We start from the raw sequence: 22,500 nt of genomic DNA, 5'->3' as shown, positions 1-22,500 counted from the left end.
ATGAAAATTACATTGAAGAATAATGAGTTAGTACCAGCAATCAACTTTTTGGAATCTATCGAATTATCTACAAAAGATAGCCGACACCGAACAAAGTTGATAAAACGTATTCGAGAAGCGCTCATAGAACTTTCTGACGAGGAGAAGTCTTTGATGGAAAAATTCAATTTGCTTGATGAAAACGGTCAACTCAAAGATAGCAAAGAACAAGACATAAAAGATGTAGCTATATTTAATAAGGAACAAGCGATATTACTTAATGAAGAAGTTGTGATTGAGGGAGGGCTGTATGCCCGAAATTTTGATGAAATTCCACGCATTTTAGAGGAGTATGATGGAATGATATCTGGAAAAGATGCCGAGATCTACGATCGTTTATTAGATGAGTTTGAAAAGGAAGATATTAAGTAATCATCATTTTTTATAAAAATTTGGAGGGATGTATCATGGCATTAGAAGTAACAAAATCAGTTACTTTATCTGGACAATCAATCATTGATGAAAAAACAGTAGTATATCTTTCTGCAAGTGTTTCTACAGAAAGTATGGGGAATACGAATATTTCGCAAACTATCCAAGATGCTAAAAAGTATCGTGAAAATCGTACACAATGTCGAAAAGATATTCAAGCTTTCCAAGATAAAGTATACGAAGTAGAAGATCAATTAGCTACAGAATTAACAAAAGAAAAAGTGGAAGAATCAGATGAACTTAGTCAATAGACTGAGTTCTTTTTTATAGAAGAGGTGAATTCTATGCGTTTATTTGGTTTGTCGATTACCGAGTTTATTGCCATAGTAGGATTAATCGGAAGTATTCTCTTTGCTTTGATGAAGTTTCATCATGTATTTTCAAAATTAGAGGAAAGCCTACAGGAATTGAAAGATGCGGTAAATCGATTGAATAATCATGAGATTCGAATTACGCGATTAGAAGAACAAAATAAAACGATTTTTAAAAGTATTGGAGGAAGAAAACATGAATAAGATTAATTGGAAAGTAAGAATTCAGAGTAAAGTATTTGTGATCAGTCTTTTAGGACTGATTTTTTTATTACTACAACAAATCTTGTCAATTTTCGGTATTCAGTGGGACTACACTGTTTTAAATGAGCAATTAACTCAAATTATTAATACTATCTTTTTGTTATTGGCATTGATTGGTGTTGTTAAAGATCCTACTACAGAAGGTTTGTCAGATAGTGATCAGGCAATGACCTATGATAAACCCAAAAAAGACATTATTGATTCCGGAGATGGACAGGAGTTTACAGAACGGAGAGATAAAAAATGAGAGGAAGCATAAAAAAATTTATTGAACGCATGAACTATTGGTGCCAAACAGTTAGCCTTGGCTACGACCAAAGCAATCGGCAAGATTTCCGAGATGGTGGAGAAACGGATTGTTCTGCATTAGTGATTCATGCGTTGAAAGAAGCAGGCTTTGACACTGGATCAGCTACATATACCGGCAATATGCGCTCTAATCTGACAAAACGTGGCTGGAAAGTTATAGCAAACAATGGTCGACCTCAAGCAGGAGATATCTTGTTAAACGATGTAAACCATGTGGCAGTGTATATTGGCGGTGGAAAATTGGCGCAAGCATCGATTGATGAGAGAGGTCGAATCACAGGTGGTCGCGGTGGGGATCAGACAGGATGGGAAACCAATGTCCGCTCCTATTACAACTATCCGTGGAATTGTTATTTGCGTTACGTTGCCGCAACAACCAGCTCTAAGCAAGCCACAGGAGGATGGATTGCGGAAAAGGGGCATTTTAAATTGAATGCAGCAATCAAACTTCGAAAAGGTCCATCAACGAGTGATCGAGAAATTGCGATAATAGGCGCTGGTTCTGTGATCATTTACGATGCGTATAAAATCGATCCGAATGGTTACGTGTGGATTCGTCAAAAACGTGGAAATGGTTATGGCTATATGGCGACTGGAAGAAGTAAAAACGGAAGACGTATTGACTGTTGGGGAAGATTTTACTAAAATATTTTTTTACTTTTCCACATGAAAGAACCACACTCTTTTAAAGGGTGTGGTTCTTTTTACTTATAACTTTTTCTAAAATGACTCAGACAGTTTATTTGTGTTAGAATTAATAGGTTTTAACAATCCTTTTTCTTTCTTTTATAAGCTGTAGAAATTGATCTAAACGCGCATTGTCTTCTATCGAGTTTATCGTATAAGCGATCAATTTTTGTATCGCTTTTTCTCCATAATGCTCTTTTAAAAACTCAACAATAGAAAAACTAGGTACATAAGCTCTAGCTAAAACAGTGCGAGAGTATTTTACTTTATTTACTTCTAAATAGCCTTTTTTTAATAAGCCGGCAAGCGCAAGAGCAGTAGTATTGCTGTTTAAATCAGGTACTCTTTCTACTAATTCTGTCTTAGTTAATGCCTGATCAAACTTGAATAAATAAGTTAAAATTTGATATTCTGACTTTGTTAACTCTAACATACTATTCCACCTTTAGCTTTTTATTGATTTAAAATATTTTTTATTATACACCTAATAGCTGATTCTATGAATTCCCTTTCAATAAAAATTAAAAAATTATAGAAAACGATTCCAGTTTCTATTGAAAAAACTTATTTTGTGTTTTAAAATATGAGTATCTAAAAAGTGTTCATTTATTCTTCTTTCAAAATCGCCCACTCCGAAGAGTGGGTATTTTTTATAAACAAATAGCCCGCTTCGGCGGGCTTGTACATAATAAAAAAAGATATTCAAGGGAATATCTTTTAATCTTCGATAAAAAGCTGATTAGTTGTGTAGGCCATACTAATGTTACAATCTCTAGTTTCACCAGTTTTTTCAAATCCTATTTTTTTATAGAAATTCTGGACATCTTTTTCACTTTGAACTGTGATTAAGCATGAGCCAACATGAGGCAAAATTGTATATTTTATAAACGAAAAAATATAAAACATTAAATTGATACCATAATTCTGTTTTTGCAATTCTTTTTTTACAGCAAAATGATGAATTTGAATCCCTGGTATAGACTGTCGTTTTACAGGATTATCCCATTTTTTTAAATTTTTATGTATGTTTGACTTATTAGTAACCAGAACTCTATCAGTTGTTAAGGTGAAATACCCCACTAATTGTTTGTTACCTTTAATTTCCATAAAAAATAGAAAAGTTTTTGTAATGCCAAATAGTAAATCTTCTAGAGCATCATTTTTCAAGTAATCATCAATATGAGGTTTTCCACAAGAAAAAGCCTGTACTAAGGCTTTTTCTTCGTCATCAATGTTTGAAAGCTTCTTAATTTGTACTTCATTATCAATAAACATATGATTTTAGTAACCTCTTAGATTTTGTAAGATTTTCCATCGATATTGAGTGTTTTAATAGCATTCACTCTTTTTGCTGTTTTTTTTGCATTTTCATTTGTAAATTGTTTATCTTTGCCAAAAATACTATCCATAAATCGGTTATAGCTTTTAGAGTCAGTAAAAACCATTTCTGTACATTTGATAGATGTATTGGCCATATTATTTCTCCCCTTTCTATTGTATTAAGAATATCATCGGTAAAAAAAATAATCAATAATTTTTCATCGCCTAAAGACTACTTGTTGATTTTACTGAAAACGCTGATTTTTGATAAGATCGATATTGAAAAAATTCATTTTGTATTTTAAAATCTAATTACCCAATAAACAATTTTTTCATTAATCTCCTTTCAAGGAAGCCCACTCTTTGGAGTGGGTATTTTTTATAAACAAATAGCCCGCTTCGGCGGGCTTGTACATAATTTTAAAATAGAGTATTGATAAAAGTTAAATAGCAATCAATTACACGATTATAGGTATCTGGATATTCTAAATCTAAATGAACTGGTGCACTACAGTACATAGTTGAACTATTCAATGTCATCACTTTGTGAGTTCTGATGTATTGTTTAGGATATTGCATGTTTAGTCTAGGATGGTTATGAGTAGTTATTTCGACATCGTAATTTGGATTGATTCGATTTGAACAAGTTACTCTTGAAATAGGTAAACAAGTATAGTCACATTTACCATCTATATCTTCTTTCCCTATAACTAAAATAGGTCTAATACAACTTTTATTGCCTATATTTAACATGCTTGCACAAATAGTCCCTACTGGAATTTCGTGACGTCGCACCTATGTTAAAATCCTTTCGTGAGGAATTTCATCAAATTCATCTAAATACATATCATAGTTATAATCGTATACTCTAATGTTAGCTGCATCAAACTTTATATCATCAATAGATATATCAACATTGCCATTTTCATTTTCGTCTAGACCTTGCCTCGAATTTTTCCAAGAGGTTTCCTCATGCGTTAAATCTACCAATGATCGAGCAGTCATATTGCCGAATTCGTAGATTACACTTTCGATAATGAATTTTTCCTCAACTGTCAATTCGCCCTGAATTTCATTTGGAATGGTATTATGTTGAAAACATTTTCGTAACTCCGGAAGCACAGGACCTAAAATCCATCCTTTAAAACTTTCTTCAAAAAGGGGCTCGTTTTGTAGTGCTAAATGTTGTCTTTGAACGAGATACATTAATTTTTGTAATTTTAATTCACTATCGCCAAAGTCATGTCCGTAAATTTGTTTGTAAGACAGCAAAAGAAAGCTTGCAACATCCATAACTTTTGACATTTCAATTCCTCCTTTGTTTCACAAGTGTTCCACACCTTTATTATATATATCATATGACTAATAGTAAATTAAAATACGCAAGTTATACAAAAAATATATTTGTAAATCTTTCTAGAAAATAATTCCACCCCATCCTACTTCTGAGTGGGCATTTTTATTTATCTAACATGACATAAATACAGTAAAAATCATCATAAGAAAACCCTCACAAGTGCTAGTATTTCATTTGCAAATAAAAAGCATCGGGAGTACACTTTAGTTACCAAATACTTAAGGAGTGTGTCAATTATGTCAAACTATGAAGAAAAAGAAGCAAAAGCATTGGTCAAAATTGGAGAAGTATTGAACAAGTTAGACCGCGATTTAGAGGAACTAGATTCTCTAAATGATGATGCGAAGAAACATAGTATGAAGAAATGGATTGTAGAGAAAAAAGCAATGCATGAGATCAAAAAGATTGCGCACGAAGCAGGTAAGTATGAAAAGTATGATGAGAAAGAACTCCAAAAAGAGATTGAACACGTAGAACAATACATGTAATAAAAAACATGTTATTTTTAATACGAATATGTATTGAAAGAATAAAACGTGCGAGTTAAAATTTATGTACCAGTCCTTTCTGATTAACTCTCTGTTTACCCACTCTACGAGTGGGTATTATTGTTTCTTTAAAAGCTATAAAAAAACGTATATTTTAAAAAAACTGATATTGAAAAATATAATTTCACGTTTTAAAATATACTCAGCTGAGATTTTTTCATTAATCTCCTTTCAGGGAAGCCCACTCTTCTGAGTGGGTTGTTTCGTACCTTTAGCTCAGTTGGTCAGAGCAGACGGCTCATAACCGTCCGGTCGTAGGTTCGAATCCTACAAGGTACATAAAAACTCTTGCTCAGTTAGAGTTTTTATTTATCACTTTCTAGTGGTCTATTAATAGTATTTTTAGAATCATCTAAAGGGGATAGAAATACAAAACTTCATAACTATCTTTGTCTGTGAGTGAATAGAGCATATCAAAATCATAAATTTTGTCTTGATAAGTAAAATTACCGATTGCACTATAAACATTTTTGTACTCTTTACCAGTATCGGAGTTTTTATCATACGGCATACGGTACACTTTAAATGTATCATTAATAAAATTAACTTCCAAATTATCTATCTTATAGTGTTTTTTCAGAACATTCTCTGCAATTATTGAAGCCTCGGATCGTTCCTCATTGTCAGTTTTTTTCACTATTGAATTTGTCTCACTGTAATTTCTAGATTCTTCTGCTGAGTCGGAGTTAGTACAAGCGCTCAGAAATAAAACTGAAAGTAATAATCCAGCGACTAATTTTTTTCACTTTTATCCCTCAATTCATTTTTTCTTTTATTTTATTAAATATTCACAATTGATGTAAAGGTAAAAATAGTTTGTTTCAATCCATAAAAATGAAAAGCATTTTGTCCAGGAAATTTAGTGTGATTTTGGTGTGATAAAATAATATTTTTGGGTTTAATCGTTGATTTATTAACGTTTATATAGTTTTGCTATCTACCGTTTGGCAAAATAAAACAACTCGAAACACCTCATGAAGAACTTCTTCATGAGGTGTTTTTTTGATGGAGATAGTCTAGCGACCGATAACAAGGAGCAGGTGCTTGTTTTCGTACTTACTGTGTCAAAAAGCCTTGCCTTTTCAAAAATTTTTCTACGTCCGGACGGCGAGGTTCTTGGAAAAAGCCAGTCATTTTGGTTTGCCAATCCGTTTTTTGTTGATTGCTTCTCCGATGGGCATAGTAGTCCGCGGTAGTTTCATTGTAGCGAGCAACGAGGTCTTCGGTCAGTGGCTGATAGTGGTCGACACTTAACACAGCGGATTGCGGTAAGCGAACTTTCGGCTCATTTTTCGTTGCGGGATAACCGATAGTCAACCCAAACAATGGCAGTGTATACGGGGGCAGCTCCGTGAGTTCAGCGATACGGAACAAGTCATTCCGGATTCCGCCAATGTAACAGATTCCCAGACCTTGGGTTTCTGCAAAGGCTACCATATTTTGAGCGGCGATGGTGGTATCTACAACCGAAACCAAGAGGGCCTCCATATTCGATAGTCCAGCACTAGGCAAATTTGCTTGCTGCAACAATTGATGGTGTTTATATAAATCTGCTACGAACAGATAAAAGACACCCGTCTGTGTGATATAGTGGGGAGCACCGGCGATTTTCTCGATTTCTGCCAATCTTTTAGGATCTTTGATCTCGATGATTGAATAGGCTTGAACGAAATTTGAACTTGAACCGCTTTGTGCTACTTTGACAAGTTGTTGCTTCATTTCTGCTGATAAAGACTTTTTTTGGAAGTCTCTAACCGATGTGTGACTTGTAAAAAAATCAATGGTTTCCATTATTGTTCCTCCTCTGTCACGCTTGTTACGCTGTAGATTAGTGTAACAGAAAAAAGAAGCTTTTTTCAAAAAAATATATCTGAGAAAAGACAAATTTGTGCATAAAGGTTGCTATCTTCAAAAAATTTCGTTATGATGATTCTACATTCTGATAAACCCTTAGGGGAGTAACCAGTGGCTTCGGCTGCGATAATATCAACAGTAAGTAAACTGGCGACAGTTTTCTGGTATTATATGAAATGGTGAGACCTAAGACAAGCATCCACTTGTCTTAGGTCTCTTTTTTTCTAAAAAAGGACTCATGCAAGGGATAGCAACTATGAAGGAGAGAAATCATTGGCAAAAGAAATGTATCAAAAAGAAATCACAGAGGTTATGAACGAGGTAAACAGCAGTCCATCTGGATTGTCCCAGCAAGAAGCGGCAAAGCGCTTAGAAAATGGCTTGAATCAGCTGAAAGAAGCTCCCAAAAAATCAAGTTTGATACTCTTTTTAGAAACCTTCAAAGATGCGATGGTGATCGTTTTGCTGATCGTGGCTATCGTTCAGATGATCATGGGCGCCCATGTTGAATCGATTGTCATTTTTGCTGTTTTGCTACTGAATTCGGTTGTTAGTGTCATCCAAACGAAAAAAGCAGAAGGATCGTTAGATGCATTGAAAAGCCTCTCGGCACCCAATGCAAATGTCATCCGAGATGGAAAGGAACAAACGGTACCGGCAAAAGAATTGGTAGTGGGTGATATCGTTATTCTAGAAGCAGGGGACTATGTACCTGCTGATGGCCGTCTGATTGAAGAAGGGGCATTGAAAGTCGATGAAGGAATGCTGACCGGTGAATCGACACCTGCTGAAAAAGAACTTGGGGTTATTGACCGCACAGCGCCTATTGGAGACCGCGATAACATGGTCTTTAGTGGAACGATCGTGACTTACGGCCGTGGACGTTTCATTGTGACTGCCACAGGAAATGTGACAGAAATCGGGCAAGTCGCTGGTTTATTAGAAAACACAGTGGAACACAAGACGCCATTACAACGCGGGCTGGATCGCTTCAGCAAAAAATTGAGCTTGGCGATCCTCGTTCTTTCCTTGATTATTTTAGGTGTCCAAGTTGCTCGGCTATTTTTAGGTGATGGGTCTGGCGATATGACCGCCGATCTAGTCAACGCTTTTATGTTTGCAGTCGCTGTTGCGGTGGCTGCTATTCCTGAAGCACTCCAATCGATCGTTACGATTGTTTTATCGATCGGTACCAAACAAATGGCTCGTCAACATGCGATCATTCGTAAGTTGCCGGCAGTTGAAACACTAGGATCTACTAGTATCGTTTGTACAGATAAAACAGGAACATTGACCCAAAATAAAATGACGGTCGTTGATTTTTATTTGCCAAATGGACAGACGGGTGAATTTTCTGAGAATCCTTCTGAATGGACATTGCCTGAACGTCGCTTGATCGAGATCAGTGTGCTTGCAAATGATGCGGCAATCAGTCCCGAAGGAGCTAAACTAGGAGATCCCACAGAGATTGCCTTTCTTGATTATACAGAAAAATTGAATCAACCGTATCGTGAGATTCGTCAACAATACCCGCGATTACAAGAATTGCCTTTTGATTCCGATCGGAAACTGATGTCCACATTGCATACCATTGATTCGGAACAACTCCTTTTGACAAAAGGGGGACCGGATATTGTGATCGGAAGAAGTACAAAGGTTCTTATCAATGACGAAATCGTTCCACTGACTGAGGAAATCAAACATCAGTTGCAGCATCAAAATGAAGAATTCTCTAAACGCGCGCTGCGGGTTTTGGCTTTTGCTTATCGTCCGCTGACAGTGTCTGAAGACGAAGAACTGCATTTAGGTCTCGAAGAAGAGTTGATCTTTGTTGGTTTGATGGCGATGATTGATCCCCCTCGGAAGGAAGTCAAGCAAGCCGTGGCAGACGCGAAATCGGCTGGCATCAAAACAGTGATGATCACTGGTGACCACAAAACGACGGCTGTGGCCATTGCTCAGGAGATCGGGATTGCGCAAGAAGGTGACTTAGCATTGACCGGTACAGAGCTTGATGCACTGTCGGAAGAAGAACTGACGAATCAATTGGAGAAAATCACTGTCTACGCCCGCGTCTCTCCTGAGAATAAAATCCGCATTGTGCGAGCATGGCAAGATAAAGGGAAAATCTCTGCTATGACCGGTGATGGCGTAAATGATGCACCAGCATTGAAGCAAGCGGATATCGGGATTGCGATGGGGACCGGAACGGACGTTGCAAAAGATGCAGCAGCAATGGTCTTGACAGATGACAACTTTGCTTCAATTATTCGAGCGGTAGAAGTTGGCCGCAATGTGTTTGATAATATCAAAAAGGCGATTTCTTATCTTTTTGCTGGTAACCTCGGCGCGATTATCGCCATTGTGTTTGCTTTAGTAATGGGCTGGGACAATCCATTTACAGCCTTGCAATTGCTGTTTATCAACTTAGTGAATGATTCGCTTCCTGCTATCGCTTTAGGGATGGAAAAAGCGGAACCAACTATCATGCAAAGAGAACCTAGAAATCCTGATGCTGGCATCTTTTCTGGTAAAACGCTGATCTCAGTTACTTATCGTGGGATCTTGATTGCGGCAGTGGTGATTATAGCGCAATGGATCGGGATGAATCAATCGCCGGAGTTAGGTGTTGCAATGGCATTCTCAACTTTGATCTGGAGCCGTACATTACAAACATTGCCTGCTCGTTCCAATACAGAGACTGCTTGGCAAGCTGGATTGTTTGCGAATAAAATGGTTTGGCTGGCGATCGTGGTTTGTGGTCTGCTTTATAGTGTGACATTGCTACCTGGAATTCGGGAAGTCTTTGCGATTCCAGAAACCTTTACAATGAACCATGTTGGGTTAAGCATAGCTATGGCAGCTGGTGCTGTCTTGATGATGGAAATCACAAAACTGATTATTTTAGCGGTACAATCTCGAGGGAACAACACGAACTCATGATACTTGCGGGAGTGTTTTCGCTAATCAGATGAACAAAATAAGAACCGAAGGCGCAGCATGCAGCACTGCGTCTTCGGTTCTTTTTCTTGCTTTCATTTAATGGACTTGATTGATTTTCTTTAATTGACTGATTTGCTGGGCGACATGAAGAATCAGCTGTTGTTGGCCGTCTATTGGTTTCCCACCGTAAAGATAATCTTCATAGGTTGCCGTCAGTTGGATAAAACTCCCGTGGAAAATAGGATAAACAGCTTCCAATCGGCTGGCGTACTCACTAAGAGGTTCCGAATCAGCATGGAAAAGAACTTTTGCTGCTTGTTTCATCAAGACAGGATAGGCGGTTGGTAATGGTTCGGAGCGAAAGCGAGCAATCAACCAGATGCGAATTCGGAAAAAGTAGCGGCGCAAAAGATACAGTAATCCCAAGAAAACCAAGCATGCGATACCTTGCAGAAAATAACGGATCCATTGCCATGTTTCAGGTGAGAAAAGGTGTTCTTCTGCTGGCGCAACAGTTGCCGTCATTGTTGTGGAACTGCTGGTCTCACTACTGCTGCTGGTAGAAGACTCGCGACTAGAACTGCTCGTTTCAGGTAATACTTCAGAAGAGACAGTTGTTGTTTGCAATTCGGGACGATCAGGATTTTGAAAGTTCGGCGTCGGCTCAAACGGTACCCAGCCAAAACCGGCAAAATAGACTTCCGCCCACGAATGCGCGTTGCGGTTTCTCACGGTAAATGTTGTCAGGCCATTTTCAGTTTGAGCATCTCCTGGCGAAAAACCCTTGACCCAGCGCGCCGGAATATCGAGCGTTCGTAATAATACCACCATCGCAGTCGAGAAATTATCACAATAGCCAACTTTTGATTCAAACAAAAATTGATCGACATAGTCTTGTTCTTCTGCTGGATAGACGGCATCCGTTTTTGAATAACGGAATTCAATTGAATTTTTCAAGTGATTTTCAATGGCTGTGACTTGTTCGAAGATGGTACTTTGATCTTCTGTGATTGAGCGCGCAAGCTGCCGAATCCGTGCAGGAAGGTTCTCTGGTAATTGTGTATAGTCAACAGGAGTATCTGGCTGTTGCAGCGGCAAGGATTGCAATGTTTCAGCGGCATAGTCCGCTGGCTGCCAAGCCAGTGAAACTTCAATCTGTTGTTGCGGCTCCATTAGATCGACTCGTTGAACCGCATCATCCACAATAAAACCAGAGGCTCCTTCTTCAATAGTGAGGTGATTGCTTCCATAAGGTAATGGCAAATAATCTCCCTGATTCTGCAAATAAAGCTGGACTGTTTCTTCTTTAAGATAATCTTGTTGATAATTATCATCTGCAATCCGCAGGGAATCAGGCACTGTTCGCAGATCTTCTTCCCGTATCGTATTGATCCAACCCTTGCCAGAATAAAAATCTTTGCTTTCTACTCGCCAATAATGGCGGGTATCTTGTTGGGCTGTAAATAACACGGTATCATCGTCTAATAAAGGACCGCCTAATTGCCGATCATTTTCGCTAAAGCCTGTACGGGACCCGCTAGGTGCACCATGTTCTTCGATAAACTGATAAAAGCCGCGTTGATTCGCTTGTGTGCGTATACCAGTGGTAGCTGCTACCAAGCGATCGCGAATCGCGGTTCTTGGCAGCAGTGTTGCTCCAACCAACAGCAACGAACATAGCAGGGTGAGCCCCAGCCAGAACGACCATTCTCGTACTGTTTTCAGCTGTTGGGTTTTGATCAGGCTGCAAAGAACTCCGCAAAAACACACCCCCAACAAATGCCACGTTAGATTGAAATCATTAAAAATCACGACAGTCAGCAGATAGAGACACATTGCACCGTAGACAATATAAAAATGCTGGATGTAGATCGAGAACACAGCAAACAGAAGAATGCCGGTGACGATAATGGTCACTGCAACAAGTTCAGTGATATAACCAACTTTGCCAGCCAGAATCTCGCTGAGAGCTGTTTGCAAATCATAAAAATATCTTTGGAACCAAGTGAAGGAAAATCCTTCACCATAAGGAAAAAAGCGGTAAAGAGTGACAAACCAGCCTACGATGTAAAAAGGCAGACTGTAGCGAAGACGAGGACTTAAAATACTCACGAAGCAAATCAGAAAGGCGTACAGAAGCAACGTAGTTTGGTGCCCCAAGTGGTAGACTGCTAAAAACGGCAGCACCGTCAAAATGATCGCAATGTAAGTCAGAGCTCCGATTATGGCTTTTTTGATCAAAGGATTCATTCAGACACCTCTTTGTTCGACAGTCGTTGGATCAGGTCATGATACGTATAAACTTGCAGCATGTTGCTTGGCGTCAAGGATTCCAGATAGACTTCTAAGGATTGCGAGACAGCCGGTGTGATGATAATCACCTGACGCCCTGAGATTTTGGGCAATGGTTCTGGGACTGTGATAAATGGCTGAATCGCTGCGAAAGCTCCAGCATGGATTTGATAAGGAGAATCCAGGTCCTCGCCGATCAATAGTTGCTGAAAAGGCATCTTTTTAGGCAAGAGATTTTGGAGCGAAAAGAAGATCGCCAATGTGTCTTCAAAAGCAGGGTGAGATTCACCCCAAAACAACAAAGTCAACTCCTGTTGTTGTTCCGTTTCATGTTCTCGATAAATCAGTTCTTGCTGTTTACTGGAGAGCTTCCAGTCAATATGCTTTAATGAATCCCCTTGCTGATAGTTACGGTAGTTTCGAATGGTGAAATTTGATTCCCCGTAAGTATATTTTCGCGGCTTTTTTTCAAAAAGTGTCATCAAGGATAGGACCTCGGGTCGATATTCTGGCAAAATGAGGATTTCTTGTTGGATTTTCATTTGCCGCCTTTTTCTGAAGAATCCCCAAAGTTCCTGGCTTGTGAGGGTCAATGGCAGTCCATTATATGCTCCTCGAGCGGTAGGAAGCCACAGCACCTCTAAGCGGATGGATTCGCCCCGATAAAAAGTGAGCGTCTGTTCCTGATTTTGAAAGAGCAAAGACAGCTTTGGGATTGGCAACAGCGTTGGCCGATACTTGAAAACTTGCAGCGGCAAAGGTGTTTCTTTGTTTATTTGTGTTTGGATCGATTCTTCAAGAGTCACTTGGATTTTATTAAGGGAAGGCAGAATGAATAACAAGTCTGCTAGTACCAATAAAGTAACAAAAAAGAAGAGACTCCAACCTGCTTCATTATTGAAAACGATACAATAGCTTAGTAAAAGAAAATAAGTAACAAAAAATACCAGATATTTTCCGAATAACCGCTGTTTGCTCATCATCAGCGCCTCACTGGTACAGGAACGCGTTGGATCATTTGCTTCATGATCTCAGAGAGACTTTCCTGGCTGGCGGTAATCCCGCCTTTTAATAATAAGCGATGACCAAAAACGGCTGGCAAAATTCGTTGCAAGTCTTGCGGCGTCACATAGGTTCTTCCTTCGGTCAAAGCCAATGCTTTTGCCCCTTTCAAAAAGGCAATGCCGCCACGAGGGCTGATGCCTAAATCAATGGCATTATGGTTGCGGCTAGCTTGGACCAGTTGCAGCGCATAGCGAGCAACTTGATTGTCCACGAAAACTTGATCGACCATTTGTTTCAATGCGGTAACTTCCTGCGAGGTCAATATTGTCTGAATTTGATTGAGGGATTGCTGGCGTTGTCCAATCAGTAAAGCAAGCTCATCTTGAAAAGCAGGGTAGCCAATGTGTAATCGAAACAAAAAACGATCCAGTTGTGCTTCCGGCAAAGGATAGGTTCCTTCATATTCGATTGGGTTTTGAGTCGCCAACACAAAGAAGTGAGGGCTTAGCGCGTAGGTTTGATTATCGATGGTCACGTGATTCTCAGACATTGCTTCCAATAATGCTGCTTGTGTACGAGGTGTTGTGCGATTGATTTCATCTGCTAATAACACAGAAGTAAAGATAGGTCCCGGTCGAAATTCAAATTGCTGGTTTTCTGAATTGAAGATCGATACACCTAAGATATCATTGGGCAAAAGATCTGGGGTAAACTGAACACGCTTATAGTCGCTTTGGATGGCTTTTGCCAATGATTTGACTAGCATCGTTTTCCCTACTCCGGGAATATCTTCAAACAAAACGTGACCACCTGCCAATAATGCCGCCACAGTTAATTGGATCACATCACGTTTTCCTAAAATCACTTTCTCGACTTCATTGATCAACGCATCGATCTTTTGTAGTTCATCTGCCATTTTTCAACCTCCTTGAGCCTTTTCTTTTATTGTATCGGTTTTTATTTGCAATCGCAATTTATTGAAGGCAGCGCCTATCCCCAAGAAGAGAACTAGTCAAGCAATGGGCAGCAATCTGATCTGCTTGTCGTAAATTAAAAGCATTGGTTCCCGGTTGTGCTGTGGCGGCGGTTAGCCAGTGAATGCCTTCTGTTGGGATACCAAAACAGTAAAGTCCTTCTTGAATCTGATCATTTGGATCAAGCAACTGGCTTGTGGCCGGATCAATCGCAATGGCACCTGTGTAAAACGGAGCCTCCTTAGGAATGTATAACTTATGAGGACTGGCAATGCCATCAGCTAGTAATTGTCTTAACAATGGATTAGCGGTACGACGAATATCCGTCGATTGAATCCGAGCTTCCAATACCTGCTTAGCGGCGTATCGTTGTTGGGGATAGCTGGCTGAATAAGCCACAAAGGTGCCGCTTCCTTCAACGATCATCTTTGGACCAAGAATCGTGACGATATCCGCTTCGATCAGTGCGAGCAATTCACGAATGCGCTGAAGTGGGGGGCCAATCGATAAAAAGGCGTTCAATGGAACGAAAGACTGCCAGAATTTTTCTTTTAATGCTTTTGGTGAAAACAATTGCTGATCAAGCATAAAGCGAACCGGATCACGCAAATCTTTTAACAATTCAAACATACTACTGATCGGACTTGTTAAATTTCCTTTGGCCGCTTCTGTAACATCCCAAGTAAGGTAGGTCAACAGAAAGTCGCGAACCGATTGGCTTTCTTTTCTTTTGTAAGGATCGAAGATATAGCGCCAGTCCAACCAATTTTGGCGAGGAATTTGGAAGTCTGTCAAAACATCGGCGGCGCCATTTTGGCGGACAAATTGTTCAGTAAAAGCCGCTTGATTATCTTCAGACTCTTGAGACAGCCAGCGTTGATAATAAACAAGTTCCATTTCTTTTTGCAAATAAAAGAAAAACTCAGTGGACTGATCTTGCCCTTTCGCTTGCCAAGAGCGGAGTCGTTCCGTTGTCAAGAAGCGAGGCAGAATCTGTTCTGTTGGATGCTTCTGATTGGCTCCTCGTGCGTGGTATGGCAAACCTCTTCCTGATCCGGCAATGATTGTTGGTTCATTGCCAGAAGGAATGTAGCGAAGGCGATCAGAACCAATAAAGACACCGCCGCGATCAGTGGTCAAACGGGTGACATAATCAAAGAACGCCAATCCTAGACCTCGGAGAATAACGTGTTCTCCGCCTTTAACTTTATTAAAATCGACATCCGCTGCATTCTGAGGCGGAGAATACAAAAAGCCTTTTTGGCGGGCGAATTCGTTTAATCGATCTTCTTCTTCAGTGAGCGAGACTTGATGATGCCCAACTGCCAGAATCACTCGGTCCGATTGAAGAGAATGCCTGTCTGTTTTTAGTAAATAGTGCGTTTGTTTCGGTATTAGGCCGATGGCGTTTTCCTGCAAATACGTGAATGTGATGAATGGGGGCAATGTTTCAATCAATTGCTGATAAAACCATTTCTGATACAGCCCGTATAATGCGCGAGAACAATGACCGTCAGGATCCAACTTGTCAATTTCTGATACCAGTGAGGGCTGATTTTTTTTAGCAAAATTCCTACCGTCTTTTTTTGCCCATTCGTAAAGACTGGGACCGGGGTTGATCGGGCCGCCAGTTTCTAGCGTTTCGTCAGTAAAAAGGGTGACTTGACTGGTCACAGAATTGAGTAGCAAACTTTGCGGTTGATTCGTTTGCCAAATAGCGCCTCCAGGGGGATAGGGATCAATCAATGTGAGAGATAGAGACTGCTGATTGATACTTGCTTGAGCAATCAACCTTTCACATAGTGACAGTCCTCGTGGTCCAGCACCGATGATTGCGATGTTCATTTTCATTCCTCCTTCGCAAACTGGAGAATCTTTTTTGATCGATGACTTATTTTCTTTCACTTTAGAGAAAATTTTGAGGAACTGCAACTATTGCGACTGATTTCAGAAAAACCATTCAAGTAATGGCTTAAAATAAGAGGAAATAAGAAGAAAGAGGATTGCTCTGTGATAGGAATAAAATTGCTGGAAAGAAGAAACTTCGATACAATGAATAAGAGAAGAATTTGGATGTGCATGATTAAAGGACAAGTAAAGTGGATTCTTTTCATAAAAAAGCGAAAAGAGGGATACAATGTTTGTGGAACACATTGCCATTTGGGTTCGTGATCTAGAAAAAATGGCCGAATTTTATGAAACGTATTTTGGTGCCCAACGTTCTGAAAAATATCACAACACCAAGACTGGGTTTCAATCTTATTTTTTGCGTTTTGATTCTGGCAGTCGTATCGAATTAACGACAAAGCAGCATCTTCACCCTGGTGGAACAGATACACTGGGTTACACGCACTTAGCGATGGCTCTGAAAAGCCAAGCGGAAGTGGATGCTTATGCCCAACGTTTTGTCGCAGATGGCTTTCCTCTGCTGAGCGGTCCCCGCACAACAGGGGATGGTTATTATGAAGCGGTGATCCAAGATCCTGAAGGGAATTTGATCGAAATTACTGTTGCGTAAACAAAAAACGAACGGTGGTCCCCTGATTTGGCGTAACTTTTCGCCTGCAAAAAGGAGAGATCTACTCGTTCGTTTTTTTGGCGCAACTCCCAATGCCCAACGGAAAGGTTTAGTAAGATAGATCGTAGGGGGTATTGCGGAAAAGCAGCCAGTGCATACCCAAGATCATGGCTTGGTCGAAGTCGTGAACAAAGGTATATACAGGATGATTCGGCTGTTTGGTAATAAAAGGGTCGTGAGTGATAGCCGCTAGCAAGTCTTCTTCTATTGCTGCTGTACTGGCAAAAACAAAGTGATCAGGAGCAAAAGCAGCATTATAAAAAGGCACTAAAGCAGATAAGCGGGCCACCAATTCTTGAGTACTTTTTGGAGCACCTTTGTCGATAAAGCCTGGTAAGTATTTTGCTTCTCCAGCAAGCGCATTTTGGCCTTCTAACAGAGAAGCATTGAAGATCAACGTGATCCCTGGCATGCTGTTTTCGGGATTATAAATACCTACGATGTTTTCCGAGAGAGAAATCTGCTTGGCGATACAATGGCCAACGGTCAGCAAATGGGCATCATTTTGATAAAAGCAAGGAATAGGCGTAATCTCCTTGAATAACTGGTCAAGATCCCATCCATCAAACTTTTCATACCAGCTGGAAGTCACGACACCCTCACTGATTTTTCCTGGCAACAGCACAGCGATCTGTTCGACATCAGCGAAAGCTTCGATAGATTGTCGGACAAGATTCTGAAAGGCTGTCGGTGTGATCTCGGAAAAAGCTTGGTGCTGCGCAGCTAAGATCGTTCCTTTCAAATCGATGTGGTAGCTTCTCAACTCCAATTGACGATTTACTTCTATCAAAGCGAGCAACAATGATTTTGAGTACTTATAGTTAAAGCAATATTCGATAGCTGGGCGCCCAATCTCTCTTTGAACGAGCTTGCCTTTCGTTACCATTCCCTCTGAAACAAGATCTTTTAATAAAGAATTGATCGTCACCATGCTGATGCCGGTCTCTTTTACCAGATCGGATGCAAAAGAGGTCCCTTTTTGAAACAATTCTTTTAAGACGACTTGAATATTCTGGTGGCGAATCAAGTTTTTATTGGCAGACATGTTATTGCCTCCTTTAGTGAACCTAGTTTATTAAGTATAACGATGAAGCGCAGCAATGTAAAGAAAGTTCCTAAAGCGATTGACGGTTTTCAGTTAAATAAGTATATTTAATTAAGGTAGTTAAATAAATAGAGCGGCAGCGACGCGGCGAAGGATGTGGAATGAGATGATCAAACTGATCATTACAGATTTAGATGGAACATTTTTAAATAGCCAGGGGGCCTTTGATCAAACCTATTTTGATAAAGTCAGCCAGATGATGGAACAAAGAGGGATAGCCTTTGCCGCTTGTACTGGCAAGCAGTGCGAGCGCGTAGAAGAACTGTTTGGGGATCAAGCAGCGAAAATCTGGATATTAGGGGATAGTGCCACACGAATCAAACATCAAGGAGGCTATGTTTTTGAATCCTTACTCCCAAATGCATTGGGGCAGCGTTTGATCCAACGATTAGAAAAAATAGCAGATGACCATGTGATCATTGCTTGTACCCCAACAGTCGCTTATATCAAGGAAACGACAACGGAAGAAAATGCAGCCCGGGTTCGAGGTTCTTATCGTGTTGTCAAAACGGTCACCAGTTATAGTGAGATCCAAGAAGACTTCGTGAAAGTGACGGTATATGATCCTAAGTTACGTTGTTTCGATAGCGTCAAGCAGCTGTCTTCTTTTGCAGCAGATGCCTACATCGTTGCTTCAGAAGCTGCGTGGATCGATATCACTAATCAAGGTGTCCATAAAGGGACAACAGTAGCCCAATTACAGAATTTGCTGGCAGTGAGTCCCCAAGAAACGATGGTCTTTGGGGATGGATTGAATGACAGCGAATTAATGGCCGCTGGCACCTACAGCTTTGCAATGAAAAATGCTTTTGAGGAAATCAAGGAAGCTGCAGCTTTTGTGACCCGCTCCAATGATGAAAATGGTGTGCTGCGAACCATTGAACTGATTTTGGCGTTACAGGAATCTAAGCATTGATCTAATCGATTTAGGCTATCGGTTCATTGATTGATAGCTGCAAAAGAGCAACCAGCAAAAAAAGGTCTGCAACATAAGTTCTTCAACAAACTGACTATCTGAAGGTTGTTGTAATTGTCCTGCGGTCAGCAGGGTATCTCCATAAGTGGGAAATACCTCGCGCAATTCAATTACTGTCATTCAGATAGTTTAGTTTGGTTGATCCTTATGTCGCAACCTTTTTTTCTTTCGGTATTGCTCGTTCTTTAAAAAAGGTACCTACCGATTTTCATTATGGTCTTCATTCGACTCTTGACTATGCGACAGACTATAAGGATAAGCTTCCGCTGACCAAGTCTTACTGCGGGGAACGATGCCTAGAGTATAGCGGATCGTCGAACCAGCGATCAGTTCATCATGAGTAAAGAACAACCGAGAGTGTTGTTTACCATTTAGAGTCACATTGTCGATAAATTGCTGCTGCGGCTGATTTGGCGTGCTGTGGATTTTAAGTTCTTTTCCATTCGACAAAAAGAGTGTCGCTTCGTCAAGCAAAGGCATCCCCAAAACGTATTCGCCGGTACCAGGAGTGACAGGATAGAAACCTAATGCGTTAAAAACATACCAACCGGACATGCTGCCATTGTCCTCATCTCCAGGATACCCTTTTGGAGAATCATCGAAACATTGGGTCAGCAATTGTTTAATCAATGGTTGTGCCATTTCTGGTTTGCCAATGTAACTAAAGAGATAAGGATAGTGGAAACTAGGTTGATTCGAGATAGCTAACTGACCAAAATCCAAAGCCGCCATTTCACTCATTTCATGAATCTCAAAACCGTAGCCCTCGGTAGTATAATGGGGAGCTTGATTGCACAAATCCACCAGTTTTTGTTCAAAGGATTGTTTGCCGCCATGAGCTGCGATCAGGCCAGCAAAATCATGGAACACAGCAAAGCTACTTTGCCACGCACTCCCTTCTGCATAATCACGACCCCAACGATAGGAATCAAAATCCGTCCGAAAATCACCGGCTTTGTCTTTTGCTCGCATAAAGCCTGTTTCTGAATCAAAGATCGCTAAATAGTTTTTTGCTTGCTGCTGATAGTAGCTTGCTTCAGGGTCAGCCAGAGAACTTGCCACTTGGGCAATGCAAAAATCACTGTAACAATAATCAAGGGTATGATTGACAGATTCATGGTACTCACTAGGAACATAGCCGTATTTCAAGTAATCGGCAGTTCCTTGCCGGCCGTAATTTGGATTTGGACTCTGAATGGAGGCTGCTTTCTTCATAGCTGTTAAGAACTCTGGCATCAAGTCAGGTCGAATTCCTTTGACGCAGGCATCAGCGATCACAGCATCGATCAATGTACCTGGCATCAGCCCTCGCTCATCAGGTGATAACCATTTTGGCAAGAATCCGCTTTCTTTAAAGCTGTTCAAAAATCCTTCCAACATATCTTCTAGCTGCTCGACCGCAATCAGAGAAAAGAGTGGGTAGACTGTTTTGTAAGTATCCCAGAAACCATTGTTTGTATAAAGCGGTCCTGGTTTGATGGTCTTGGCAAGTGTATCGTAATGGATTTTTTGACCAGATTGATCTCGTTCATAAAAAGTCTGTGGGAATAAAAACAACCGATAAAAATTATGATAAAAAGTTGAAACTTGTTTTGGATCGTGGTGCTTGATATCTATTCGATTCAAGTAATTTTCCCATGATTGCTGCGCATTAGACAAGTAGTCAGCTGTTGTTTGATCCAACTCACGGCTGAGATTCAGAAAGGCTTGCTGAGAACTTAAAAAGGATGTCCCCAAACGGATCGTTTGCTGATTTTTTTCTTCAAAACGAATCACCACAAAGCCATTTTCTCCTGATAATTCCCCTTCAATCGCATGAACAGCTGTTTCAAAACGCAAGATGAAGTGAAAAGCAAAGTCATTGTCTTCACAGCCAGAGTAATTGATGACCTGTCCTTTGACGGTCTGTTCGTCGACTTGCTGCAGCTGATAGCGCCCAGGCAAAGAGATTCCTAAGCCAGGATCAGTCACTGCACCATCTAGAGCCAGAATGCCTCCGTACATGCTTGGGATCAATGTTGTAGTGAGTTGGTAGCGTTGGCTTTTCACTTGTAAACAAGCTGGATTGAAGACACTTTCTTCTGGACGATAGGAACTTTGGGCATGAAATAGTGTATTTTCTGATAGCTTCCCATTAATAGGCAAAAAAGTAAGGTGACTAAAATCGCCCATCCAAGGGCTTGGCTGATGGGTCAGTCGAAATCCTTGAAACGTACGGTCTTCAGGATGGAACCACCAACTTCCACGTTGGTCGCTTGTTTGAGGGGCAAAATAGTTCATGCCAAACGGAACCCCTGTATAAGGGAGACAGTTGCCGTGAGAAAAGCTGTATTGATTATCTGTCCCATGCCTCGTATCGATCATTGTTACTTTCATTTTGTTTGCTCCTTTATGTCATTGTTTTTGGTCAATTGTTGAATCTCTGACAACTAAAGTGACTGCGACTTTCTGATTCGCTGTTGCAGACTCATCTTCTTTGGCGAGCGTAGATAAGTCGGCAGCAGTTGACTGAATCAACTGTACTAATTTTGTACCAGCCAAACGACCCAACTCGGCAAAATTTTGTTTTACAGTGCTGAGAGGTGGATCCACCAATGCAGCCGCTTGAATGTCATCGAAGCCGATCACAGCAAACTCTTTTGGAACCTGAACCCCAACTTGTTTCAATTGGCGCATCAATTCGATGGCGACAAGATCATTCTCGCAGACAGCCCCAGTCAACTGATTCTCTTGAATATAACTAACAGCTGATGACAAAAGTGCCTGAGGATCATCAAGTTTTGTTCGAAAAGACGACTGTTGCTTTTTTAATTGATCCACATAGCCTAGATAACGTTGGCGGACAGACTGTGGATGGTGACGTTCACCAAAAATATAGCCAATGCGTTGATGACCTTGTGCCAAAAGATGTTCAGTCGCTAACTGTCCTCCTTCAAAGTTGTCTGCCAAAACAGCTGGGAATGAGAACTCATGCAGTGCTTTATCAAGTGTGACGACAGGGAACCCTTGTGAAGCCAGTTCGAAAAGCAGATCATAATTTGAATTCGTGTTGTTAGCGTAGTAGATCATTCCGTCAAATTCTTCTGTCAAAGCTTCGGCCGTGGTTTGCTCCAGATAATCAACAGGTGTCAGCATCAATTCGAATCCCTGTTCCTGCATGACTGGATAGATGCCTTCCGTAAAATTGCCAAGGGAAAGGTCATTCGCGAAGGGTAAAATAAACAGCACTTTCCCCTTTGATTGTGTTTGGATCGGTCTACGAACAAAACTGCCACTTCCTTGAATACGATAGATCAGCTGATTTTGTTCCAATTCAGTTAAGGCTCGCTTGGAGGTGATGCGACTCACTTGGTATTTCTCTGACAATTCCTTTTCAGTAGGGACACGGCTTTCCGGAGCTAACTCACCGCTTTGAATCTGCTCATACAATTCGTGATAAATTTTTTTGTATAATGGTTCTTTCATGAGTTGATCTCCTTTTTTTGATATATCATATTCACAGGATA

Annotated in this window: 21 protein-coding genes, 1 tRNA gene and 1 pseudogene; 10 read left to right on the top strand and 13 right to left on the bottom strand. The window is 40.4% G+C overall.

The genetic code is table 11. The annotated features are described in order from the left end of the window. The 5 genes from IGJ45_RS11315 to IGJ45_RS11295 are packed head-to-tail and all read left to right on the top strand — an operon-like array spanning window position 1 to window position 2,000. Window positions 1–411, top strand: a complete 411-nt coding sequence (locus IGJ45_RS11315; protein WP_311828221.1) for a DUF1617 family protein — start codon at window positions 1–3, stop codon at window positions 409–411. 35 nt (window positions 412–446) lie between these two features. Further along, on the top strand, window positions 447–722 hold the full coding sequence (locus IGJ45_RS11310; protein ID WP_171917418.1) for a hypothetical protein: 276 nt from the start codon (window positions 447–449) through the stop codon (window positions 720–722). A gap of 33 nt (window positions 723–755) precedes the next feature. Then, window positions 756–986 carry a hypothetical protein gene (locus IGJ45_RS11305; RefSeq protein WP_113849465.1) on the top strand — a complete coding sequence of 77 codons (231 nt, stop codon included), beginning with the start codon at window positions 756–758 and terminating at the stop codon, window positions 984–986. Next, the gene (locus tag IGJ45_RS11300; RefSeq protein ID WP_171917417.1) at window positions 979–1,293 is read left to right on the top strand and encodes a phage holin; all 315 of its coding nucleotides are present in this window, start codon (window positions 979–981) and stop codon (window positions 1,291–1,293) included. The genes IGJ45_RS11305 and IGJ45_RS11300 overlap by 8 nt, the downstream gene beginning before the upstream one ends. Continuing rightward, window positions 1,290–2,000 (top strand): NlpC/P60 family protein, encoded by a 711-nt coding sequence (locus IGJ45_RS11295; protein WP_205223751.1) that lies wholly within the window; start codon window positions 1,290–1,292, stop codon window positions 1,998–2,000. The genes IGJ45_RS11300 and IGJ45_RS11295 overlap by 4 nt, the downstream gene beginning before the upstream one ends. Before the next feature lie 109 nt (window positions 2,001–2,109). On the opposite strand, the gene IGJ45_RS11290 is transcribed toward IGJ45_RS11295, so the two are convergent. From IGJ45_RS11290 to IGJ45_RS11275, 4 genes are all read right to left on the bottom strand, one after another. Beyond that, complete coding sequence (locus IGJ45_RS11290) at window positions 2,110–2,475, bottom strand: transcriptional regulator, BlaI/MecI/CopY family protein (RefSeq protein ID WP_113849466.1); 366 nt, start codon at window positions 2,473–2,475, stop codon at window positions 2,110–2,112. A 284-nt stretch (window positions 2,476–2,759) separates the two neighbouring features. After that, on the bottom strand, window positions 2,760–3,317 hold the full coding sequence (locus IGJ45_RS11285; RefSeq protein ID WP_137264352.1) for a GNAT family N-acetyltransferase: 558 nt from the start codon (window positions 3,315–3,317) through the stop codon (window positions 2,760–2,762). 17 nt (window positions 3,318–3,334) lie between these two features. Then, the gene (locus tag IGJ45_RS11280) at window positions 3,335–3,517 is read right to left on the bottom strand and encodes a hypothetical protein (protein ID WP_137264353.1); all 183 of its coding nucleotides are present in this window, start codon (window positions 3,515–3,517) and stop codon (window positions 3,335–3,337) included. 640 nt (window positions 3,518–4,157) lie between these two features. Continuing rightward, window positions 4,158–4,667, bottom strand: coding sequence for a Panacea domain-containing protein (locus IGJ45_RS11275; RefSeq protein ID WP_113849467.1), 510 nt, complete (start codon window positions 4,665–4,667; stop codon window positions 4,158–4,160). Window positions 4,668–4,955: 288 nt separating this feature from the next. Between IGJ45_RS11275 and IGJ45_RS11270 the strand changes: the two genes are divergently transcribed. Both IGJ45_RS11270 and IGJ45_RS11265 read left to right on the top strand, forming a co-directional pair. After that, window positions 4,956–5,207: a hypothetical protein gene (locus IGJ45_RS11270; RefSeq protein WP_113849468.1), complete on the top strand. Its 252-nt coding sequence runs from the start codon at window positions 4,956–4,958 to the stop codon at window positions 5,205–5,207. A 265-nt stretch (window positions 5,208–5,472) separates the two neighbouring features. After that, window positions 5,473–5,546, top strand: a tRNA-Ile gene (locus IGJ45_RS11265). Between the two features lie 73 nt (window positions 5,547–5,619). Here IGJ45_RS11265 and IGJ45_RS11260 read toward each other — a convergent pair. Both IGJ45_RS11260 and IGJ45_RS11255 read right to left on the bottom strand, forming a co-directional pair. Beyond that, window positions 5,620–5,778 carry a hypothetical protein gene (locus IGJ45_RS11260; RefSeq protein ID WP_162787467.1) on the bottom strand — a complete coding sequence of 53 codons (159 nt, stop codon included), beginning with the start codon at window positions 5,776–5,778 and terminating at the stop codon, window positions 5,620–5,622. 545 nt (window positions 5,779–6,323) lie between these two features. After that, window positions 6,324–7,058, bottom strand: a complete 735-nt coding sequence (locus IGJ45_RS11255; RefSeq protein WP_349703885.1) for an NADPH-dependent oxidoreductase — start codon at window positions 7,056–7,058, stop codon at window positions 6,324–6,326. Window positions 7,059–7,406: 348 nt separating this feature from the next. On the opposite strand from IGJ45_RS11255, the gene IGJ45_RS11250 reads away from it, so the two are divergent. Further along, window positions 7,407–10,064, top strand: a complete 2,658-nt coding sequence (locus IGJ45_RS11250; protein ID WP_138372233.1) for a cation-translocating P-type ATPase — start codon at window positions 7,407–7,409, stop codon at window positions 10,062–10,064. 96 nt (window positions 10,065–10,160) lie between these two features. On the opposite strand, the gene IGJ45_RS11245 is transcribed toward IGJ45_RS11250, so the two are convergent. From IGJ45_RS11245 to IGJ45_RS11230, 4 genes and pseudogenes are all read right to left on the bottom strand, one after another. Next, a complete protein-coding gene (locus IGJ45_RS11245) occupies window positions 10,161–12,314 on the bottom strand; it encodes a DUF4129 domain-containing transglutaminase family protein (protein WP_231477673.1) in 2,154 nt (717 codons plus the stop codon). Beyond that, entirely contained in the window at window positions 12,311–13,339 is a 1,029-nt protein-coding gene (locus IGJ45_RS11240) for a DUF58 domain-containing protein (RefSeq protein WP_349703884.1), read from the bottom strand. The genes IGJ45_RS11245 and IGJ45_RS11240 overlap by 4 nt, the downstream gene beginning before the upstream one ends. Next, window positions 13,339–14,277 (bottom strand): AAA family ATPase, encoded by a 939-nt coding sequence (locus IGJ45_RS11235; protein ID WP_003125938.1) that lies wholly within the window; start codon window positions 14,275–14,277, stop codon window positions 13,339–13,341. Before IGJ45_RS11235 ends, IGJ45_RS11240 begins: the two co-directional genes overlap by 1 nt. A 1,384-nt stretch (window positions 14,278–15,661) precedes the next feature. Next, window positions 15,662–16,180 (bottom strand): annotated as a pseudogene (locus IGJ45_RS11230) (FAD/NAD(P)-binding protein); the annotation flags it as partial. 292 nt (window positions 16,181–16,472) lie between these two features. Between IGJ45_RS11230 and IGJ45_RS11225 the strand changes: the two are divergent. Then, entirely contained in the window at window positions 16,473–16,853 is a 381-nt protein-coding gene (locus IGJ45_RS11225; protein ID WP_156247948.1) for a VOC family protein, read from the top strand. A 109-nt stretch (window positions 16,854–16,962) separates the two neighbouring features. Here IGJ45_RS11225 and IGJ45_RS11220 read toward each other — a convergent pair whose 3' ends face one another. Further along, window positions 16,963–17,958 (bottom strand): ROK family protein, encoded by a 996-nt coding sequence (locus tag IGJ45_RS11220; RefSeq protein WP_349703882.1) that lies wholly within the window; start codon window positions 17,956–17,958, stop codon window positions 16,963–16,965. Window positions 17,959–18,124: 166 nt separating this feature from the next. Between IGJ45_RS11220 and IGJ45_RS11215 the strand changes: the two genes are divergently transcribed. After that, window positions 18,125–18,934 carry an HAD-IIB family hydrolase gene (locus IGJ45_RS11215; RefSeq protein WP_349703881.1) on the top strand — a complete coding sequence of 270 codons (810 nt, stop codon included), beginning with the start codon at window positions 18,125–18,127 and terminating at the stop codon, window positions 18,932–18,934. A 258-nt stretch (window positions 18,935–19,192) separates the two neighbouring features. On the opposite strand, the gene IGJ45_RS11210 is transcribed toward IGJ45_RS11215, so the two are convergent. Both IGJ45_RS11210 and IGJ45_RS11205 read right to left on the bottom strand, forming a co-directional pair. Then, entirely contained in the window at window positions 19,193–21,370 is a 2,178-nt protein-coding gene (locus tag IGJ45_RS11210) for a GH92 family glycosyl hydrolase (RefSeq protein WP_086269079.1), read from the bottom strand. 18 nt (window positions 21,371–21,388) lie between these two features. Next, window positions 21,389–22,459 carry a GntR family transcriptional regulator gene (locus IGJ45_RS11205; protein ID WP_349703879.1) on the bottom strand — a complete coding sequence of 357 codons (1,071 nt, stop codon included), beginning with the start codon at window positions 22,457–22,459 and terminating at the stop codon, window positions 21,389–21,391. Window positions 22,460–22,500 lie beyond the last annotated feature (41 nt).

This window comes from Enterococcus sp. DIV0574 (assembly GCF_051711125.1).
GTDB classification, from domain to species: domain Bacteria; phylum Bacillota; class Bacilli; order Lactobacillales; family Enterococcaceae; genus Enterococcus_D; species Enterococcus_D gallinarum.
The sequence above is the reverse complement of the archived record's forward strand: the minus strand, read 5'-3'. Positions and strand labels throughout refer to the sequence as shown.

Coding starts and splice junctions, on each gene's coding strand:
- IGJ45_RS11245 (WP_231477673.1), bottom strand. CDS start 12,314: ATGAATCCTTTGATCAAAAAAGCCATAATCGGAGCTCTGACTTACATT.
- IGJ45_RS11280 (WP_137264353.1), bottom strand. CDS start 3,517: ATGGCCAATACATCTATCAAATGTACAGAAATGGTTTTTACTGACTCT.
- IGJ45_RS11300 (WP_171917417.1), top strand. CDS start 979: ATGAATAAGATTAATTGGAAAGTAAGAATTCAGAGTAAAGTATTTGTG.
- IGJ45_RS11260 (WP_162787467.1), bottom strand. CDS start 5,778: ATGCCGTATGATAAAAACTCCGATACTGGTAAAGAGTACAAAAATGTT.
- IGJ45_RS11275 (WP_113849467.1), bottom strand. CDS start 4,667: ATGTCAAAAGTTATGGATGTTGCAAGCTTTCTTTTGCTGTCTTACAAA.
- IGJ45_RS11210 (WP_086269079.1), bottom strand. CDS start 21,370: ATGAAAGTAACAATGATCGATACGAGGCATGGGACAGATAATCAATAC.
- IGJ45_RS11205 (WP_349703879.1), bottom strand. CDS start 22,459: ATGAAAGAACCATTATACAAAAAAATTTATCACGAATTGTATGAGCAG.
- IGJ45_RS11235 (WP_003125938.1), bottom strand. CDS start 14,277: ATGGCAGATGAACTACAAAAGATCGATGCGTTGATCAATGAAGTCGAG.
- IGJ45_RS11305 (WP_113849465.1), top strand. CDS start 756: ATGCGTTTATTTGGTTTGTCGATTACCGAGTTTATTGCCATAGTAGGA.
- IGJ45_RS11255 (WP_349703885.1), bottom strand. CDS start 7,058: ATGGAAACCATTGATTTTTTTACAAGTCACACATCGGTTAGAGACTTC.
- IGJ45_RS11295 (WP_205223751.1), top strand. CDS start 1,290: ATGAGAGGAAGCATAAAAAAATTTATTGAACGCATGAACTATTGGTGC.
- IGJ45_RS11270 (WP_113849468.1), top strand. CDS start 4,956: ATGTCAAACTATGAAGAAAAAGAAGCAAAAGCATTGGTCAAAATTGGA.
- IGJ45_RS11250 (WP_138372233.1), top strand. CDS start 7,407: ATGTATCAAAAAGAAATCACAGAGGTTATGAACGAGGTAAACAGCAGT.
- IGJ45_RS11285 (WP_137264352.1), bottom strand. CDS start 3,317: ATGTTTATTGATAATGAAGTACAAATTAAGAAGCTTTCAAACATTGAT.
- IGJ45_RS11315 (WP_311828221.1), top strand. CDS start 1: ATGAAAATTACATTGAAGAATAATGAGTTAGTACCAGCAATCAACTTT.
- IGJ45_RS11220 (WP_349703882.1), bottom strand. CDS start 17,958: ATGTCTGCCAATAAAAACTTGATTCGCCACCAGAATATTCAAGTCGTC.
- IGJ45_RS11290 (WP_113849466.1), bottom strand. CDS start 2,475: ATGTTAGAGTTAACAAAGTCAGAATATCAAATTTTAACTTATTTATTC.
- IGJ45_RS11240 (WP_349703884.1), bottom strand. CDS start 13,339: ATGATGAGCAAACAGCGGTTATTCGGAAAATATCTGGTATTTTTTGTT.
- IGJ45_RS11225 (WP_156247948.1), top strand. CDS start 16,473: ATGTTTGTGGAACACATTGCCATTTGGGTTCGTGATCTAGAAAAAATG.
- IGJ45_RS11215 (WP_349703881.1), top strand. CDS start 18,125: ATGATCAAACTGATCATTACAGATTTAGATGGAACATTTTTAAATAGC.
- IGJ45_RS11310 (WP_171917418.1), top strand. CDS start 447: ATGGCATTAGAAGTAACAAAATCAGTTACTTTATCTGGACAATCAATC.